Consider the following 18,257-nt stretch of genomic DNA (forward strand, 5'->3'; position numbering starts at 1 on the left):
AATAAATAAGCCCCGAGATAAATCGGGGCTTATTTGAACTGCATTGCGTTATTTCTTTTTAACTGGCGGCAAATCAGTACAGTGACCATGGGCGGCCTCTGCTGCTAAGCCAACAGACTCGCCTAGCGTTGGATGAGGGTGAATGGTTTTACCAATATCAACCGCATCTGCACCCATTTCAATAGCAAGACAAACCTCGCCTATGAGATCGCCAGCATGTGTACCCACAATGCCGCCGCCAATGATGCGATGTGTATTGGCATCAAAAAGCAGCTTAGTAAACCCTTCATCCCTGCCGTTAGCTATTGCTCTACCGCTAGCAGCCCAGGGAAATAGACCCTTCTCATAGGCAATTCCTTGGGCTTTACACTGTTCTTCTGTTAATCCAGCCCATGCAACTTCGGGATCTGTATAGGCAACGGATGGAATTTGTTTGGCATCGAAATAGGATTTATGCCCTGCTGCTGCTTCTGCCGCTACATGGCCCTCATGAACCGCCTTATGCGCCAGCATTGGCTGACCAACAATATCGCCTATGGCATAAATTGTCTCAACGTTTGTTCGCATTTGCTTATCAACAGGAATAAAGCCGCGATCGTCAACTAGAACACCTGCAGCAGTGGCATCTATCTTCTTCCCATTTGGTGTGCGCCCTACTGCCACCAACACTAAATCATAGGTCTGAGCTTCTGCAGGGGCACTTTCACCTTCAAAACTGACTTGAATTCCATCAGACTTAATCTCTGCTTTGGTTGCGCGAGTCTTAAGCATGATTTTCTCAAAACGACCAGCATTAAATTTTTCCCAGACTCGCTCTAAATCCCGATCAGCTCCGGCCATTAGACCATCCATCATTTCAGCAATATCAATCTTTGACCCTAGGGTGCTGTAGACGGTTGCCATCTCAAGGCCAATGATGCCACCACCAATGACTAGCATCCGCTTTGGGATGCTCTTTAGTAACAATGCACCGGTGCTGTCAACAATACGCGGATCATCGGGAAGAAACGGCAACTTCACAGGCTGACTTCCGGCAGCAATGATTGCTTTCTGAAAACGAATGACTTCTTTCTGATCGGTAAGATCTTGGCCATCGCCCGAGGTAAGGTGAACTTCTACATGGTGCGCATCAAGAAAACGACCCAAGCCACGAACGACCTTCACTTTTCGCGCTTTTGCCATACCGGCCAAGCCACCTGTGAGCTTGGCAATCACAGAATTTTTATATCCGCGTAATTGATCAATATCAATAGTAGGTGCACCAAAAGAAATACCATGCTTTTCCATGGTCTTTACTTCATCCATGACTGAGGTGGTGTGCAATAAGGCTTTGGAAGGAATGCAGCCAACATTCAGGCAAACGCCGCCTAAGGTCGCATAGCGTTCAACCAATATGGTATTCACCCCCAAATCAGCACTGCGAAATGCAGCACTGTAACCCCCGGGGCCGGCACCAAGAACGAGCATCTCGCACTCGTGGTCAACTTTACCTTGGTAACTTCCTGCCACTGGTGAAGGGATAGGGGCAACAATGGTTTGAGTAACTTGGGTAGCAGGGGTAGGTACTGGAGCGGGCTTAGCTTCAGATGCAATCGCGGAGTTCATTTCTAGCTCGGCTATAGCCATTCCTTTGCTAACCTTATCGCCTACCTTGATAGATATGGCGGTAATGGTTCCAGCAGCATCGGCTGGAACCTCCATGGTTGCCTTATCAGACTCCAGAACAAGCAAAGGCTGTTCTTTTTCAATGGTATCGCCAACTTTTACTAAAACTTCAATAACTGGTACATCTGCATAATCACCAATATCTGGCACAAGGATTATCTGCTTAGACATAAATTCTCCTTACAGACTTGCGCGACGGAAGTCGGACAAGAGTTGTGCAATATAGACATTAAAGCGAGTTGCAAGCGCGCCATCAATCACGCGATGATCAGCTGTTAATGAGAGAGGGCAAATCAAGCGTGGGACAAATTGCTTCCCATCCCATATTGGCTTCATCGCTGCTTTACTCACTCCAAGGATAGCCACTTCAGGCGCATTAACAATCGGAGCGAAATAAGTGCCCCCTATTCCGCCTAATGAAGAAATCGTAAAGCTAGCGCCTTGCATTTGATCTGGCTTGAGCTTGCCATCACGAGCCAGTGCCGCAAGTTCAGAGGTTTCTTTTACCAGTTCAAAGATTCCCTTTTTATCTACATCACGAATGACTGGAACCACTAGACCACTCGGTGTATCTGCAGCAAAACCGATGTTGAAATACTTTTTAAGCACCAAATCATCGCCATCTAATGAGCTATTGAATTCAGGATATTTCTTTAGAGCAGCTACCGCAGCTTTCATAATGAAGGCGAGCATCGTAATCTTAATGCCCTGCTTTTCATTTTCTTTATTGGTAAGAACGCGAAAGGTTTCTAAATCAGTGATGTCAGCATCTTCATGATAAGTAACGGCGGGAATCATGACCCAGTTACGACCCAAATTGGCAGCAGTCAGTTTTTTAATGCGATTGAGGGGTAGGCGCTCAACTTCACCAAATTTGGTGAAATCAACTTTAGGCCAGGGAATAAGATTTAATCCCCCTAAGCTTCCGCCAGATGCTGCGCCATTAGTAGCGCCGCCAGAACTCATTGCTGCCTTCACAAATGCTTGAACGTCATCTTGTGTAATGCGATTTTTAGGCCCAGTTCCCTTAACTTGTGAAATAGTTACACCAAGCTCTCTTGCAAATTTACGGACAGATGGGCTGGCATGACTAACACCATCATCAACAGGCGGAGGTGTGTTGGTAACTGGGGGTGGTGGTGGAGCCATTTTGATTGGCGGCTCAGCTGGTGGCGTTTGCTTTGGCTCCGGTGCTGGGGCTGGAGCTGATACGGCAGATTGTTTTGAAGATGGTTCTGCACTAGCGGCAACTTCACCCTGTTCCAATAAAATGACTACAGAGCCTTCCGAAAGAGAGTCCCCTACTTTAACTTTGACTTCTTTTACTTTGCCCGAATGACTTGAAGGTACATCCATTGTTGCCTTATCAGACTCCAACACAACAATAGATTGCTCTTTTTCAACTTGGTCACCCGCCTTAACTAATACCTCGATGACGGGCACGTCCTTATAGTCCCCAATGTCAGGAACTTTGATTTCAATTGTTTGGCTCATTATTAGGCTCTCTTATCAAACCGTCATTGGGTTTGGTTTACTTGTATCAATGCCGTACTTTTTAATGGCATCAGCTAACTTCTGACGATCAATTTGCCCTGAATCTACCAACGATCTCAAAGCGGTCAAAACTATCCAATGACGATCTACCTCAAAGAAGTCACGTAACTTCTCGCGCGTATCAGAACGTCCAAAGCCATCGGTACCCAAGACTTCATAGCGACGTCCGAGATGTTGGATTGCTGGGCGAATCTGTTCTGCAAATAAACGTACGTAATCCGTTGCTGCAATGACAGGGCCTGTAGTAGTTCCCAAACACTTTTCTACATGAGACAAACTTGGCTCAGATGTTGGGTTCAAAAGATTATTGCGATGAACCGCATTCCAGTCTCGACCAAGCTCTGTAAAGCTTGGGCAACCCCATAGATCTGAAGAGACTCCCCAGTCTTTATTTAAAATATCAGCAGCTTCAATAACCTCACGGAAGATCGTGCCAGAACCCAAAAGTTGAACTCGGAGTTTTGAATTCGAATCTCCAACTGAGTTCAACTTATACATACCTTTAATAATGTCGTGCTCAGCACCCTTTGGCATTGCTGGATGTGAGTAGTTTTCATTCATTAAAGTAATGTAGTAATAAACGTCTTCTTGCTCCTGTAGCATGCGTCGCATACCATCTTGAATTACTACAGCAACTTCAAAAGAAAAAGTTGGGTCATAGCTGATGCAATTTGGCACAGCCGAACTCCATACTTGACTGTGTCCGTCTTCGTGTTGAAGTCCTTCACCATTGAGGGTGGTTCTGCCTGCAGTACCGCCTAGCAAAAATCCACGGCTACGCATATCGCCAGCAGCCCAAGCTAAATCACCAATACGTTGGAAACCAAACATTGAATAGAAAATATAAAACGGCAACATAGGAACGCCATGCGTTGAATACGCTGTGGCAGCAGCAATCCAGTCGCACATACCGCCCGCTTCATTAATGCCCTCTTGAAGAATCTGACCGTGCTTATCTTCCTTATAGAACATCAGTTGATCATGATCTTCTGGTGTGTAAAGTTGCCCTAATTGGTTCCATATTCCTAGCTGCCTAAACATACCCTCCATACCAAAGGTACGTGATTCATCGGGCACGATTGGGACCACTCGTTTGCCCAATACTTTGTCACGCACGATAGTGTTGAGCATGCGTACAAAAGCCATCGTTGTGGAAATCTCGCGGCCCTCGGTAGTGGCCTCTAATAGCGGAGCAAACACATCTAATGCAGGAACGGGAAGGCTTTCAGCCTTCATGCGGCGCTGTGGAAGATAACCCCCCAGTTCTTGACGACGGGCTTTCATATACTCAAGTTCAGGACTACCCTCAGCAAAGTTAACCAAGGGCATTTCTTCTAACTGATCATCTTTAACCGGGATTTCAAAGCGGTCACGGAAACGTCTGACATCGTCCGCATTCATTTTTTTAGCCTGGTGAGCAATATTCATTGCCTCTCCAGACCCGCCCATGCCATAACCTTTAATAGTGTGCGCCAGGATGACTGAAGGTTGATTTTTGTGGTGTGTAGCAGCGTGGAAAGCAGCGTAGACCTTGTGCGGATCATGGCCACCACGATTTAGTTGCCAGATTTCGTCATCACTCCAGTCACTGACCAAAGCCTTGAGCTCAGGAGTATTGAATACAAGCTCTCGAACGTAGGCACCATTCTTTGCCTTCATGGTTTGGTATTCGCCGTCGACAATTTCGCCGAGGCGTTGCATCAAAATGCCCTTCTTATCGCGAGCAAATAATGCATCCCACTGGCCGCCCCAAACTACCTTAATAACATTCCATCCAGCCCCGCGAAATTCACTCTCGAGCTCTTGAATAATTTTTCCATTGCCGCGTACCGGGCCATCTAGTCTTTGCAAATTACAGTTGATAACAAAAATAAGGTTATCTAGCTTTTCACGACCCGCCATCCCGATTGCGCCAAGTGATTCAGGCTCATCGGTTTCACCATCACCCAAAAAGGCCCAAACTTTGCGATCGCCGGCATTGATAAACCCACGGTCTTCCATATAGCGCATAAAACGAGCTTGATAAATAGCCATGATCGGCCCAAGGCCCATAGAGACTGTGGGGAACTGCCAAAAATCTGGCATTAGCCAAGGGTGCGGATAGCTTGAAACCCCTTTACCACCAACTTCTTGACGGAAATTATTTAATTGCTCTTCAGCTAACCGGCCGAGCATAAACGCGCGCGCGTAAACGCCGGGAGCAGAATGGCCTTGAACGAATATAAGATCACCCCCATGATCTGGTGATGGAGCATGCCAAAAATGGTTGAAGCCAACATCGTATAAAGTGGCCGCAGATTGAAACGAGGAAATATGGCCACCAACGTTTGTATCTTTGTTCGCGCGAAGAACCATCGCCATTGCATTCCAGCGTGTATAAGATCGTATGCGATGCTCTACATTTTGATCTCCAGGTAGTCGCGCCTGTTGCTCTACTGGGATGGTGTTGATATAAGGAGTTTCGGCGTGAAATGGCTGATTAACACCATTGATGCGTGCATGCGAGATTTGTTGATCGATTAAATAAGCAGCGCGCTCCACTCCCTCATTGCGAATAACGCCATCCAAGGCTTGTAACCACTCCTGCGTTTCGCCTGGGTCAGAATCTGAACCGTGATTTTTGCCTAAAATTTGCTCTGGAACTGCTGCCATAACTGCCTCCATGGTTTACTTATATGGTTATTCAGTAATTTATATTGATGATTCTATAAAGGTAAATTGGTGTTAACAAGAAATTTTCCACATAATGATAATATTTTTCATTATGTGGAATTATGTTGCGCTGCAATCTGCTATCAGCAGTCGAAATTACATGATTAATGGCTCAATAAGGCAAAATCAATAAATAAAAATGAAATTAATAGCCGTATCAATCAAGAAATTGGGCCCATTTAAGTGGCTCCGAAAAATTCGGGGGTTCAAACTCGTCTACACCCCATTAATCGCAATTATTCTTTTTACTGCCGTGATGGGCATTATTTTGGGGACATTGCAATTACAAGAAAGAAGTCAGCAAGAATCTGCCCTATTTAGAGAATTGTCTTTTGCCAAACAGCGCATTCAACTCCGATTTGCAAACAACACTGAAACTCTGATCTCGATTGCGCGTGAAAGTGCAAAAAATGATGAGTCAGAAAAATTAAAAAAAGAGACCTTTGTTCAAGTTGAAAGTTTTCTAAATTCAAACCATGAAATTTTTCAAGTCATTTGGCTGAACGAAAACAAAGTTCGCCAATGGTCTCTGCCGCACTCTAGCGGTAAAAATGAGTTGCTGAACCAACTTGGTAGCGCGCCAACCATTACTCAAGAATTAAATAAGGCAGTCGACTTAAGTAAAGCAACAAATCGTCCAGCATATAGTCAATTTATATTTTTGAACCACCCCATTGATGGGGTGAATTCAAGAGAAAGGAATAATGTATTTTGGCAAGCCATTCCCGCCTCTTTGGCAGGCGAGAGTGCAGGCACCTTGGCTGTACTGTATTCAGCTCAAGGACTGCTTGATGTCATACCTGCTGAACTTAAATCCCTATATCGCTTTACTTTACTTGCCGACAATGAAAAAGTAATTGCTATCTCATCAGATAAAAATACCCCTAAAAGAGCGTTAAGTAATCAGACTAATTTAGATATGGGAGTATTGAGCCCCAATTTAACTTTACGCATTGATACATATCCCCCTCCTACCAATCTGACCTTTAGAATGTTAATTGGGGTTGTGCTTGGGTTGAGCGCTTTTGTCATTTGGAGCTTATGGTCTGTATTGAAACAAATGCAAGTCAGGCAAAAAGTGGAGGCTGATTTACGAAGTGAGACTAATTTTCGCAATGCAATGGAAAATTCAACTCCTGTTGGAATTCGTGCGCACGATATGGAAAAAAATATTACCTATGTCAATCGTGCCTTTTGCGAAATGACTGGTTGGCGACATGAGGAGCTGATTGGTCTAAAACCTCCTTTTCCATTTTGGCCCCAGGATCGCCTTACTCAAATTACGGATAACTGGAACCGTGCGCTGCAATCTAATTTGGGGCTACAGGGGAAAAGAGGCATAGAAGGGATCATTCTTAGAAAAGATGGTGCACAGATTCAAACGCGTACCTTTGTTGCGCCTTTGATTGATGAAAAAGGCATTCAAACAGGTTGGGTAACTTCGTTGATTGATATCTCGGAGCCTAAAAAGATTCGAGAGGAATTGGCCGCATCACAAGATCGTTTCGTTACTGTTTTAGAAGGCCTGGAAGCGGCCGTTTCAGTGGTTTCAATTGATACTGGCGAGCTTCTATTTGCCAATCGCTTTTATCGTGAGCGCTTTGGAGACAATTCAAAGGGACATTTTGATCTAGCTGGTGGTGAGGTTGTACATAACACCATGAGTCAGATAGCAGAAGATTCAAATGATGCCAACCCCGGTATTCCACCCTCCTCTCTTTACCAAGAATCAGAATCTGAAGAGATCCTAATTAGTGAGCCCACAAGAAAATGGTATGAAGTGCGCAGGCGATTTGTTCCCTGGGTTGATGGACATATGGCTCAATTACTCATTGCTACAGACATTACCATTCGCAAAGATGCGGATGAATTATCAAGGCAGCAGGAAGAAAAAATGCAATTCACAAGTCGTCTCACTACTATGGGTGAAATGGCATCTTCTTTGGCGCATGAATTAAATCAACCCCTATCCGCGATCTCCAACTATTGCATGGGAGTTTCCAAACGACTAAAAGGTCAAATTGATCCAGACCTCAATAATGAAATACAGCCCGCTTTGGAGAAAGCTTCTGCGCAAGCACTCAGGGCGGGCACTATTATTCAAAGAATTAGGGGTTTTGTAAAAAGAAGTGAGCCGCAACGCAAATCTTGCAATATTGGAGAAATCATCAACGACGCGGTAGGTTTGGTCGAAATCGAGGCACATCGCCATCGACTCAGCATTGCGTCTTCCATAGAAGACAATCTTCCTGATGTTGACCTGGATCCAGTACTTATTTTGCAGGTGTTGGTAAATCTACTTAAAAATGGTTTGGATAGCATGCGGGAGGCTTACCCATTGTCTTCTCGCTGGTCTGCTCCTCCTGTAAAAATCTCTGCTAATTTAGATACCAGTGCATTTCCAGCCATGATTCGGATTGAGGTAACGGATTCTGGATCGGGGATCGCTGAAGCTGTGGTTGAGAGGATGTTTGAGCCGTTTTTTAGCACCAAATCAGATGGTATGGGTATGGGACTCAATATTTGCCGATCCATTATTGAGTCTCACCAGGGACGCCTCTGGGCCAAAAATATAATGGATCCAGAACATACAAAATTAAGTGGATGTACCTTTACAATACTTCTACCCTTGGAATCCCTTGATATTTCAGGAAGTGCATGATCGATTTATTAAGACTTAACTCGCGAGAATCAATATGACCTTAAGTAGCCCAGCAAAGACCACCCAGGCTGAAGTCGTTTATGTAGTCGATGATGATGAGGCGGTTCGAGATTCCCTCACTTGGTTGTTGGAGAGCAATGGCTACGTTGTGCGTTGCCACGCTAGTGCCGAACGTTTTTTGCAATCTCTTCAAAGTACCGATAAGTCCACGATCTCTTGTGCGATTTTGGATGTGCGCATGCCTGGAATGTCTGGTTTGGAACTTCAGGAGCGCTTGTTGAGCGAGAATTTTCCAATGCCTGTGGCCTTTATTACAGGTCACGGCGATGTTTCTATGGCCGTGTCTACAATGAAACGTGGTGCAGTGGATTTTATTGAAAAACCTTTTAAAGAAAATGATCTATGTGGTCTAGTAGACCGGATGCTAGCCAAGGCACGCGTTGATTACTCGCAAGCAAGCAATCGCAAAATTACCCAGAGCCTATTGAGTAAGTTAACTGGACGTGAGCGTCAAGTTCTAGAGCGTATTGTTGCTGGCCGTTTGAATAAGCAAATAGCCGATGACCTAGGCATTTCCATTAAAACTGTTGAGGCACACCGTGCAAACATTATGGAAAAGTTAAACGTAAATACCGTGGCCGATTTGTTGCGACTGGCTCTCTCAGATCCACAGCCAAATTAATACTGGAGTTTATATGCCAGCACAGTTACTGGATGGGAATGCTCTTTCTAAAAAAATTCGCGCAGAGATCGCTGCTCGTAGTGCAATAGCTACTGCTAAGGGTGTTAGGCCTGGTCTAGCGGTCATTGTGGTTGGCGACAATCCCGCCAGTCAAGTTTACGTGCGCAATAAAGTCAAAGCCTGTGAAGAGGTTGGATTTCATTCGGTTCTTGAAAGCTACTCTGCCGAGTTGGGTGAAGATGAGTTATTAGCAAGGATCGCCACCTTAAATGCAGACCCTTCGATTCATGGAATCTTGGTACAACTCCCCCTGCCAGAACATATTGCCTCAGAACGGGTACTCGAAGCAATTGCTCCATCCAAGGACGTCGATGGCTTTCATGTGGCCAATGCAGGGGCTCTCATGGTTGGACAGCCTGAATTTATACCTTGTACCCCCTATGGATGTATGAAAATTCTGGAAAGTATTGATTATCCAATCAGAGGTGCTAAAGCTGTCGTTGTCGGCGCCTCCAATATTGTTGGTAAACCAATGGCCCTGTTATTACTTCAGGCTGGTGCAACTGTGACGATTTGTAATAGCAAGACTCGCGATCTTGCACATCACACTAAAGAGGCTGATATTCTGGTTGTTGCTACCGGCAAGCCAAAGATGATTACTGGAGATATGGTAAAAACTGGCGCCGTAGTAATCGATGTTGGCATCAATCGCCTGCCAGACGGAAAACTCTGTGGCGACATTGATTTTGATACTGCTAAATACATTGCCGGCTGGATCACTCCAGTCCCTGGTGGTGTTGGGCCAATGACCATCACAATGTTGCTCATGAATACCTTAGAAGCAGCTGAAAAGGCAGCAAAGCATTAGTTAAGCCTCAGTCAAAAATGAGTGCTTTCTTGGCAAAATTATTCGCAGTCCGTTAAGCTAGAGGGATGACTAGAACATTCCCACAAACCCAGCCTTTTGAATTACCTTCCTCGTTGCAAAATAACCCGCTTCTGAGCTTTGGCCGAGGAATCCCAGCTTATTCCAATATCCAGCCAGACCATATCGCACCTGCTATAAAGTATCTTCTTAAACAAGCTCAAGAAGCCGTTGAAGTCGCCACCAATCCAGAAACAGCATCGACTTGGGAGCAATTAGTTGAACCACTAGAGGATGCATCAGAGTATTTAGGGAGATCCTGGGGGGTAATTTCTCACCTCAATAGCGTTGTTGATACACCAGCATTACGTAGTGCCTACGGAGAAATGCTGCCAGAAGTTACCGCATTCTTTTCCAGCCTTGGACAAAACTTAGGGCTCTATGAGAAGTATAAAGATTTACATAAAAGTGCTGATTTTCGAAAACTTAATGTTGCCCAGAAAAGGGTAATTGAGAACTCCCTAAGAGATTTTCGAATGGGTGGTGCCGAGCTTAGCGATTCTGAAAAAACACGCTTTGGACAAATCCAAGATGAGCAAGCCATTCTAGGAAAAGCATTTTCCGATCATGTTCTTGACGCTACAGATGCTTTTGTCCATGCAATAAGCTATCAAAGCGAGCTTGCTGGCTTACCAGAAGATGTCATCGTTGCTGCAGCTGATACCGCAAAACAGAAAGGACTGAATGGCTGGGCCTTTACCCTCCACTTCCCTTCTTACTACCCTGTCATGCAATATTCCGAGAATCGGAAATTACGTCAACTCATGTACGATGCATACGTTACTCGCGCCTCTGAATTAGCCCCACACTACGGCAATGGTAAATTAGACTGGGATAACACCAACAATATATCTGATCAATTACATCTTCGTCATGAAGAAGCCAAAATGCTTGGCTTTGAAAACTATGCTGCTTTAAGCCTAGCGCCAAAAATGGCTAAGAGTGTTGATGAAGTTGATCTTTTCCTATGTGACTTTGCAAAAAAGGCTAAACCCTTTGCAGAAAAGGACTGGCAAGAACTTTGTGAATATGCTAAATCAGAATTGCACTTAATAGATGGGCTTCAGCCTTGGGATATTGCATTTGCCTCGGAAAGATTAAAACAAGCCCGTTATGCATTCTCAGAAAATGAACTTAAGCAATACTTTCCACTACCCAAGGTGTTAGATGGATTGTTTCATGTAATCCAAACACTATTTGATGTAAAGATAGAGTCGACCAACTTACCAACTTGGCATACTGATGTGGAGTCTTTCGCTGTAAAAAATGCCACGAATGATATTGTTGCTTACTTTTATCTTGATCCCTATGCGCGTCCAGGTAAACGTGGCGGCGCCTGGATGGATGATGCTCGTGGGCGTCGGGAATTACCCAATGGAGAAATCCAAGTACCGGTCGCTTACCTAGTCTGTAACTTTGCTCCGCCAGTTAAAGTCGATGGTGTTTTACGTCAACCTACTATCACCCATGATGACGTGATTACCCTCTTCCATGAAAGTGGTCATGGTTTACATCACCTGCTTACACAAGTGGGATCCCTAGGCGTATCTGGCATCAATGGAGTTGAGTGGGATGCAGTGGAGTTACCAAGCCAATTTATGGAAAATTTCTGTTGGGAATGGGAGGTTCTAGAAAAAATCACCGCTCATATCGAGACTGGAAAACCATTACCGAGAGAGCTATTTGAAAAAATGATCTTGGCTCGAAATTTTCAAAATGGCTATATGACTTTGCGCCAGATAGTAATGTCTCTAACAGATTGGCGCTTGCATTCCAGATTGAATGATAAAAATGTGCCTGGTCAGTCTGCTCTAGAACTTTCTCGAATAATTGCGGACGAATATAACGTTGTTCCCCAAGCCGAGATCTCTCGCTGGATAAATACCTTCACTCATATATTTTCTGGTGGCTATGCCGCAGGCTACTATAGCTACAAGTGGGCTGAAGTTCTTTCTGCTGATGCATATTCAGCATTTGAGGAGGCAGCTAAATTAACTGGCACCGTCTTGGATAAAGCCACAGGATTGCGGTATAAAAAAGCAATTTTGGAAGTTGGTGGAAGTCGACCTGCTGCAGAATCATTTATGGCTTTTAGGGGTAGAGAGCCATCTATTGAGCCCCTTTTACGTCATGGGGGTCTTGCTTAACCTAGGCAGTGATTTGAGCAATTACTGGGGCGTGGTCGGATGGCTGCTCCCAGGTGCGCGGCTCTTTATCTACAGTACTTTGGATGCATTTATCCTTTAATACATCACTTAAGAGGATGTGGTCTATTCGCATGCCTGCATTGCGTCTAAAACCCATCATGCGGTAATCCCACCAGCTATAGGTTTTGGGAGGTTGATCAAAGAGTCGAAATGAATCACACAAGCCTAATTTTGTTAGACCAACAAATGCAGCTCGTTCTTGCGGTGATACTAAATTTTGACCCTCCCAAGCTTTTGGATCATGTACATCAGCATCTGTGGGGGCAATATTAAAATCACCCAACAATGCTAGTCTTGGATAGGTAATTAATTCAGCTTCAAGCCAACTTTGTAATTGCTCTAACCAATCGAGTTTATAGGCGAATTTATCGCTATCAGGTGACTGACCATTGGGAAAATAGGCGCTGATAATACGAATGGGTGACATACCTTTAAAGCAAACAGTAGCCGCCAATATTCGTTGTTGCTCATCACTAAAACCAGGAATATTACGTACCGGCTTCAAGAAAGCAGTTTCCAGATCGGATGACATTGATGCTAAGGAGGCCTTGCGTAAGATGATGGCCACCCCGTTGTACGTCTTTTGCCCAGCGGCTAGACTGTAATAACCCGCCTCTTCTAGTGCTTGATGAGGGTATTTGTCATCAGTCAACTTTAATTCCTGCAGGCAAAGCGCATCGATTGGCTTATTTGCTTTTTCTTGCTCTTGTAACCAGCGCAGCACTTGAGGCAGTCTTACCTTAAGCGAATTCACATTCCAAGCAGCAATACGTACCGACGCCTCAGTCATCGATACCCAATTCTTGCAATTTACGTGTAATGGTATTGCGCCCGATACCCAAGCGCTGTGCAGCCTCAACACGTCGTCCGCGGGTTACCTCCAAGGCAGCCTGTAAAACGGCTTTTTCAAAACGAGAACATAAGGCATCATAAACATTGGTTTCACCATCTTCGAGCATTTTGACTGCAAGTCGGCCCAAGCCACCTTCCCAGTCTTGTGTGTTTGGACGGGTTGCAATTGAGCCATTATTTAAAGGGTCTCCTTGAGTAAGGAATGGTTGCGCAGCAGAATCAGAAGCGATATTGCCAGGCAAATCTCCAATACCAATCAGGTTGGATGGAGACATTACCGTTAACCAATGGCACAAATTTTCTAGTTGGCGTACATTGCCAGTAAATGGCATGCCACTAATTTCTTTCAATACCTCGTCAGAAAGCTTTTTGGGCTCAACACCTAAGGTTTTGGCGCAACTCAACATGAAATGTCTTGCCAATACAGGAATATCCTCAGAGCGCTCTCTTAACGGTGGCATACGTAGACGAATTAAATTTAAACGATGCAGTAAATCTTCCCGGAATAAGCCCGCAGCAACACGTGCCTCTAAATTCTGATGTGTGGATGCAATGATCCGAACATTGGCCTTAATGGGGTCCTGGCAACCAATACGATAAAAATGGCCATCAGTTAATGCCCTCAAAAGACGGGTTTGCAGCTCAAAGGGCATATCGCTAATTTCATCTAAAAATAAGGTGCCGCCATCAGCCTTCTCAAAACGCCCTCTTCTTAACGTGAGCGCACCAGGAAATGCACCGCGCTCATGGCCAAATAATTCAGATTCCAACAACTCTTTTGGTACTGCAGCAGTGCTAAAAGAAATAAATGGCCCCTTTGCTCTGGGACTATGCTTGTGAAGCGCCTGAGCAACCAACTCTTTACCAGTACCTGATTCACCGGTAATCAGTACGGTTGCATGTGATTGTGCCAGGCGCCCTATTGCACGGAATATTTCCTGCATCGCTGGTGATTGCCCAATAATCTCAGTAGATTCTTGCCTCCAAGCAGTGAGCTCCTTAGCATTTCCTTGAGCGCTTGAACTAAATTCAACAGCACGTCTAATGAGCTCAATTGCTTTATCAATATCGAATGGCTTGGTAATATATTCAAAGGCCCCACCTTGAAACGACGATACGGCTGAATCTAAATCTGAATAGGCAGTCATGATAATGACTGGAATCTGAGGGTGACTAGCGTTAATGGTTTGCAGCAGATCCAGGCCATTGCCACGAGGCATCCTGATATCGGATATCAATACCTGAGGAACCTCCTTTTCCAAGGCATTCAATACATCGTTTGGACTAGAAAAGCTTCGATGGGGAATATTTTCCCTCTCGAGCGCCTTTTCCAATACCCAACGTATTGACTTATCGTCGTCCACAATCCAAATTGGTTTCATGCTATCTTCTCCACCTTACGATATGGGATTTGTATATGAAAATCGGTACAACCGGGTCTGCTTTCACAGCTAATGAAGCCCTGGTGTTGTTGAATAAAAGTCTGGGCTAGGGTCAGGCCAAGCCCACTGCCACCCTCCCGTCCAGAAACCAGAGGAAAAAAGATTCGCTCTCTGATGTCTTCCGGAATGCCGGGGCCGTTATCGATAATATGCAAATCTATAGCTAGCTTGTAGCGCTGCTTGGAAATTGTTACCGAGCGTGCAACTCGGGTTTTGAATTCAATTCTGGCGATGCCCGTTCTGATTTCTTCTGATAAGGCTTGTGCTGCATTGTGTGCAATATTGAGTACCGCCTGAATCAGTTGCTCCCTATCACCCAAGATGTCCGGAAAACTTGTATCGTAATTACGATCGATCGTCAGGCCTTTGGGAAACTCGGCCAAAACCAAGCTACGCACCCGTTCCAAAGCTTCGTGAATATTGAACATTTGCATTACATGCGCCTTACGATGTGGCGCCAGTAGTCGATCGACTAAGTTTTGCAAACGATCAGATTCTTTAATGATCACTTGAGTGTATTCACGCAAACCCTTTTCTTCCAATTCAAACTCAAGAAGTTGGGCTGCACCACGTATACCACCCAAGGGATTTTTAATCTCATGCGCTAAATTGCGCATTAATTGCTTGTTTGCCTCCACTTGCTGTGTAACGCGTTCATCTCTCTCACTACGCAATTGTTGATCAATTGGGAACCACTCCATCAATATTAAGCTCGGATCATCTAAAGCATTAATAACAACATGTGCCGGTCCAGATTCATGATGAATACTGCCTGGTAACGAATGTAAGGAAATTTCTTGACGCTGCAGTAGCGATGGACTCATCATCACTTCATTGATCATATGATTAAGTACTGCGTTATCTTCAAACACAGTACCTATAGTTTGACCCTCAAGGGATTTGCGTGAAATCTCTAAAGCAGATTCTGCCGCAGGATTAACATAGATCACTTGACGACTTTCGGCCTCGAAAATCAAAACCGCATTGGGCAGCTGATCCAGAAATATCGGAAAAAAAGGAGCAGCCGAAGCTGCTCCCCTGAGCGAACTGCGCAACATGCTCGCGCTCAAATTCACACCCTTGCTTATAGAGAGTAGTACATATCAAATTCAACTGGATGAGTGGTCATACGGAAACGTGTGACATCTTCCATCTTCAATGCAATATACGCATCAATCATTGAATCTGTAAATACACCACCACGGGTCAAGAACTCGCGATCTTTATCCAAGGCCTCTAAAGCTTGATCCAAACTATGGCAAACAGTTGGGATCTTTGCATCTTCTTCTGGTGGTAAGTCATACAAATTCTTATCCGCAGCTTCGCCAGGGTGAATTTTGTTTTGAACACCATCTAAACCAGCCATTAATAGCGCAGCAAAGCACAAGTATGGATTAGCCAATGGATCTGGGAAACGAGTTTCAATACGACGACCCTTGGGGCTAGAAACGTGAGGAATACGAATTGAAGCCGAACGATTGCGTGCGGAGTAAGCTAACTTCACCGGTGCCTCAAAACCTGGAACTAAACGCTTGTAAGAGTTTGTGCCTGGATTGGTGATGGCGTTCAGTGCTTTTGCATGCTTGATGATGCCGCCAATGTAATAGAGAGCAAATTCTGATAGGCCTGCATAGCCGTTACCTGCAAACAAGTTCTCACCGTTCTTCCACACAGATTGGTGAACGTGCATACCGGAGCCGTTATCACCTACGATTGGCTTAGGCATAAATGTCGCGGTTTTGCCATAAGCATGCGCAACGTTCTGGATCACATATTTTTGCCAAATGGTCCAGTCAGCACGCTCAACTAGCGTGCTAAATTTAGTACCCAATTCATTCTGACCTTGACCAGCAACTTCATGGTGATGCACTTCAACTGGAATGCCCAATGATTCAAGAATCAAACACATTTCAGAGCGCATGTCTTGGAATGTATCAACGGGAGCAACTGGGAAATAACCACCCTTTTTACCAGGACGATGACCAGTATTGCCACCTTCAATTTCGGCAGCGGAAGACCATGGAGCCTCTTCGGAATCGACCTTAACAAAGCAACCCTGCATATCAGCACCCCAACGGACGCCATCAAAAATAAAGAATTCAGGCTCTGGACCAAAATAAGCAGCATCACCTAGACCGGTACTTTTGAGATAGTTCTCAGCACGTTTTGCAATAGAACGTGGGTCGCGATCGTAACCCTTACCATCGGATGGCTCGATAACATCGCATGTAATTACAAGGGTTGGCTCTTCATAGAATGGGTCGATATAGCAAGCGGTTGGATCAGGCATCAAAAGCATATCGGAGGCTTCAATGCCCTTCCATCCAGCGATAGAAGAACCGTCAAATGCATGACCGCTTTCAAACTTATCTTCGTCAAACGCGGAAATAGGTACTGTAGTGTGTTGCTCTTTACCCTTTGTATCTACAAAGCGAAAATCAACAAAAGTACATTCTTTTTCTTTAACTAACTTCATTACATCAGCGACGGTTTTCGTCATGCACATCTCCTCTGTTAACTAAATTTGGAATTCAAAAGCAAGGTAATCACTCTCGTTTATTCCAGGCATTCAACATGCCAAATCTATGTTACTAATTTACTGAAATAAACCAACTGAAATTCTATTATTGCACTATATAAGTGCTTAATATTTGAATTTTGATAGCTAAAATCAATATAAGCACTAAATTAGTGCAAATTACTATTCAATATCATGAATTTCATAGCCCAAAGCTTGGGTGCCATCCCTAAGGGCATTCCACGCGCTTGGGATCAGGTTTTCTTCACCTTTGATACCGAGTTCAATATGTCGTTGAGCGTATACCCCGTGTTTAGAAGAATCACCGACCGAAGGTAGGCTAAATACCTTAATACCCGGATAATTGGTCTCAATTCGCTCCATGAGGGGCGTAAGGGTTGACTCAATGCCTTCGGGAACAATAAAGCTTTTTTCTACCCAGCTTACTTGATGAAATAAATCCTTGTAATAGGTATCGAGACACCAGGACATCATCGGAGCCGCCATCACAGGGAATCCTGGTAAAAAGTAGTGCTCCCGAATACTAAATCCAGGGATCTGATTGTATGGATTGGGGATGATATCGCTACCCCGGGGGAACTCCCCCATTTTGAATCGATGCTGATTTTCAGGAGTAGAAAGATCCGCTTTTATGGGATCGCCTTCAGCCATAGATTGGATACGCCCTGCAATTAATTCTTGAGCGCTTGGATGCAATTCAGTCTTTGTCCCCAAAGCCAAAGCAGCGCATTGACGTGTGTGATCATCTGGAGTGGCCCCAATGCCACCCGTACTAAAAACCACATCACCACTTAAGAAACTATCCTTAAGTGATTTTGTAATTTGCTCAGGATCATCTGCAAGGTATTTTGCCCAAGATAAATTTAATCCCCGCTCACTTAAAAGTTCGATTAATTTACTGAGATGTTTATCTTGACGACGGCCAGATAAAATTTCATCGCCGATCACAAATAGTCCAAAGCGTCTCGAAGGCTTGACTGCTTTATCGACCATCACTTTTTTAATTCCATCATTCAT

12 protein-coding genes are annotated in these 18,257 nt (G+C 44.6%); 4 read left to right on the forward strand and 8 right to left on the reverse strand.

Features of this window, described 5'->3' with window-relative positions; genetic code table 11:
* Positions 1-48: 48 nt before the first annotated feature.
* From lpdA to aceE, 3 genes are read right to left on the reverse strand one after another with little or no spacing between them, the layout of a single operon-like run.
* Positions 49-1,836 (reverse strand): dihydrolipoyl dehydrogenase, encoded by a 1,788-nt coding sequence (lpdA, locus tag M2125_RS04220; protein ID WP_280742522.1) that lies wholly within the window; start codon positions 1,834-1,836, stop codon positions 49-51.
* Positions 1,837-1,845: 9 nt separating this feature from the next.
* Entirely contained in the window at positions 1,846-3,159 is a 1,314-nt protein-coding gene (gene aceF / locus M2125_RS04225) for a dihydrolipoyllysine-residue acetyltransferase (protein WP_280742523.1), read from the reverse strand.
* A gap of 15 nt (positions 3,160-3,174) precedes the next feature.
* Positions 3,175-5,871 carry a pyruvate dehydrogenase (acetyl-transferring), homodimeric type gene (gene aceE, locus M2125_RS04230; RefSeq protein WP_280742524.1) on the reverse strand — a complete coding sequence of 899 codons (2,697 nt, stop codon included), beginning with the start codon at positions 5,869-5,871 and terminating at the stop codon, positions 3,175-3,177.
* A gap of 199 nt (positions 5,872-6,070) precedes the next feature.
* Between aceE and M2125_RS04235 the strand changes: the two genes are divergently transcribed.
* The 4 genes from M2125_RS04235 to M2125_RS04250 all read left to right on the forward strand — a co-directional run bounded on the left by M2125_RS04235 (position 6,071) and on the right by M2125_RS04250 (position 12,347).
* Positions 6,071-8,593 (forward strand): PAS domain-containing sensor histidine kinase, encoded by a 2,523-nt coding sequence (locus M2125_RS04235; RefSeq protein ID WP_280742525.1) that lies wholly within the window; start codon positions 6,071-6,073, stop codon positions 8,591-8,593.
* 34 nt (positions 8,594-8,627) lie between these two features.
* Positions 8,628-9,275, forward strand: coding sequence for a response regulator transcription factor (locus M2125_RS04240; protein ID WP_076024279.1), 648 nt, complete (start codon positions 8,628-8,630; stop codon positions 9,273-9,275).
* A 13-nt stretch (positions 9,276-9,288) separates the two neighbouring features.
* Entirely contained in the window at positions 9,289-10,143 is an 855-nt protein-coding gene (gene folD, locus M2125_RS04245; protein ID WP_076024280.1) for a bifunctional methylenetetrahydrofolate dehydrogenase/methenyltetrahydrofolate cyclohydrolase FolD, read from the forward strand.
* Positions 10,144-10,208: 65 nt separating this feature from the next.
* A complete protein-coding gene (locus tag M2125_RS04250) occupies positions 10,209-12,347 on the forward strand; it encodes a M3 family metallopeptidase (protein ID WP_076024281.1) in 2,139 nt (712 codons plus the stop codon).
* A gap of 1 nt (position 12,348) precedes the next feature.
* Here the strand turns inward: M2125_RS04250 and xth are convergent, their stop codons facing one another.
* From xth to M2125_RS04275, 5 genes are all read right to left on the reverse strand, one after another.
* Entirely contained in the window at positions 12,349-13,197 is an 849-nt protein-coding gene (gene xth / locus M2125_RS04255; RefSeq protein ID WP_076024282.1) for an exodeoxyribonuclease III, read from the reverse strand.
* Positions 13,190-14,641, reverse strand: coding sequence for a nitrogen regulation protein NR(I) (ntrC, locus tag M2125_RS04260; protein ID WP_280742526.1), 1,452 nt, complete (start codon positions 14,639-14,641; stop codon positions 13,190-13,192). Before ntrC ends, xth begins: the two co-directional genes overlap by 8 nt.
* Positions 14,638-15,759 carry a nitrogen regulation protein NR(II) gene (glnL, locus tag M2125_RS04265; RefSeq protein WP_076024284.1) on the reverse strand — a complete coding sequence of 374 codons (1,122 nt, stop codon included), beginning with the start codon at positions 15,757-15,759 and terminating at the stop codon, positions 14,638-14,640. The genes ntrC and glnL overlap by 4 nt, the downstream gene beginning before the upstream one ends.
* A gap of 26 nt (positions 15,760-15,785) precedes the next feature.
* Positions 15,786-17,201, reverse strand: coding sequence for a type I glutamate--ammonia ligase (gene glnA / locus M2125_RS04270; protein WP_076024285.1), 1,416 nt, complete (start codon positions 17,199-17,201; stop codon positions 15,786-15,788).
* Between the two features lie 201 nt (positions 17,202-17,402).
* Positions 17,403-18,257, reverse strand: coding sequence for a competence/damage-inducible protein A (locus M2125_RS04275; RefSeq protein WP_083657564.1), 855 nt, complete (start codon positions 18,255-18,257; stop codon positions 17,403-17,405).

Source organism: Polynucleobacter sphagniphilus (genome assembly GCF_029892205.1).
Taxonomy (GTDB): Bacteria; Pseudomonadota; Gammaproteobacteria; order Burkholderiales; family Burkholderiaceae; genus Polynucleobacter; species Polynucleobacter sphagniphilus.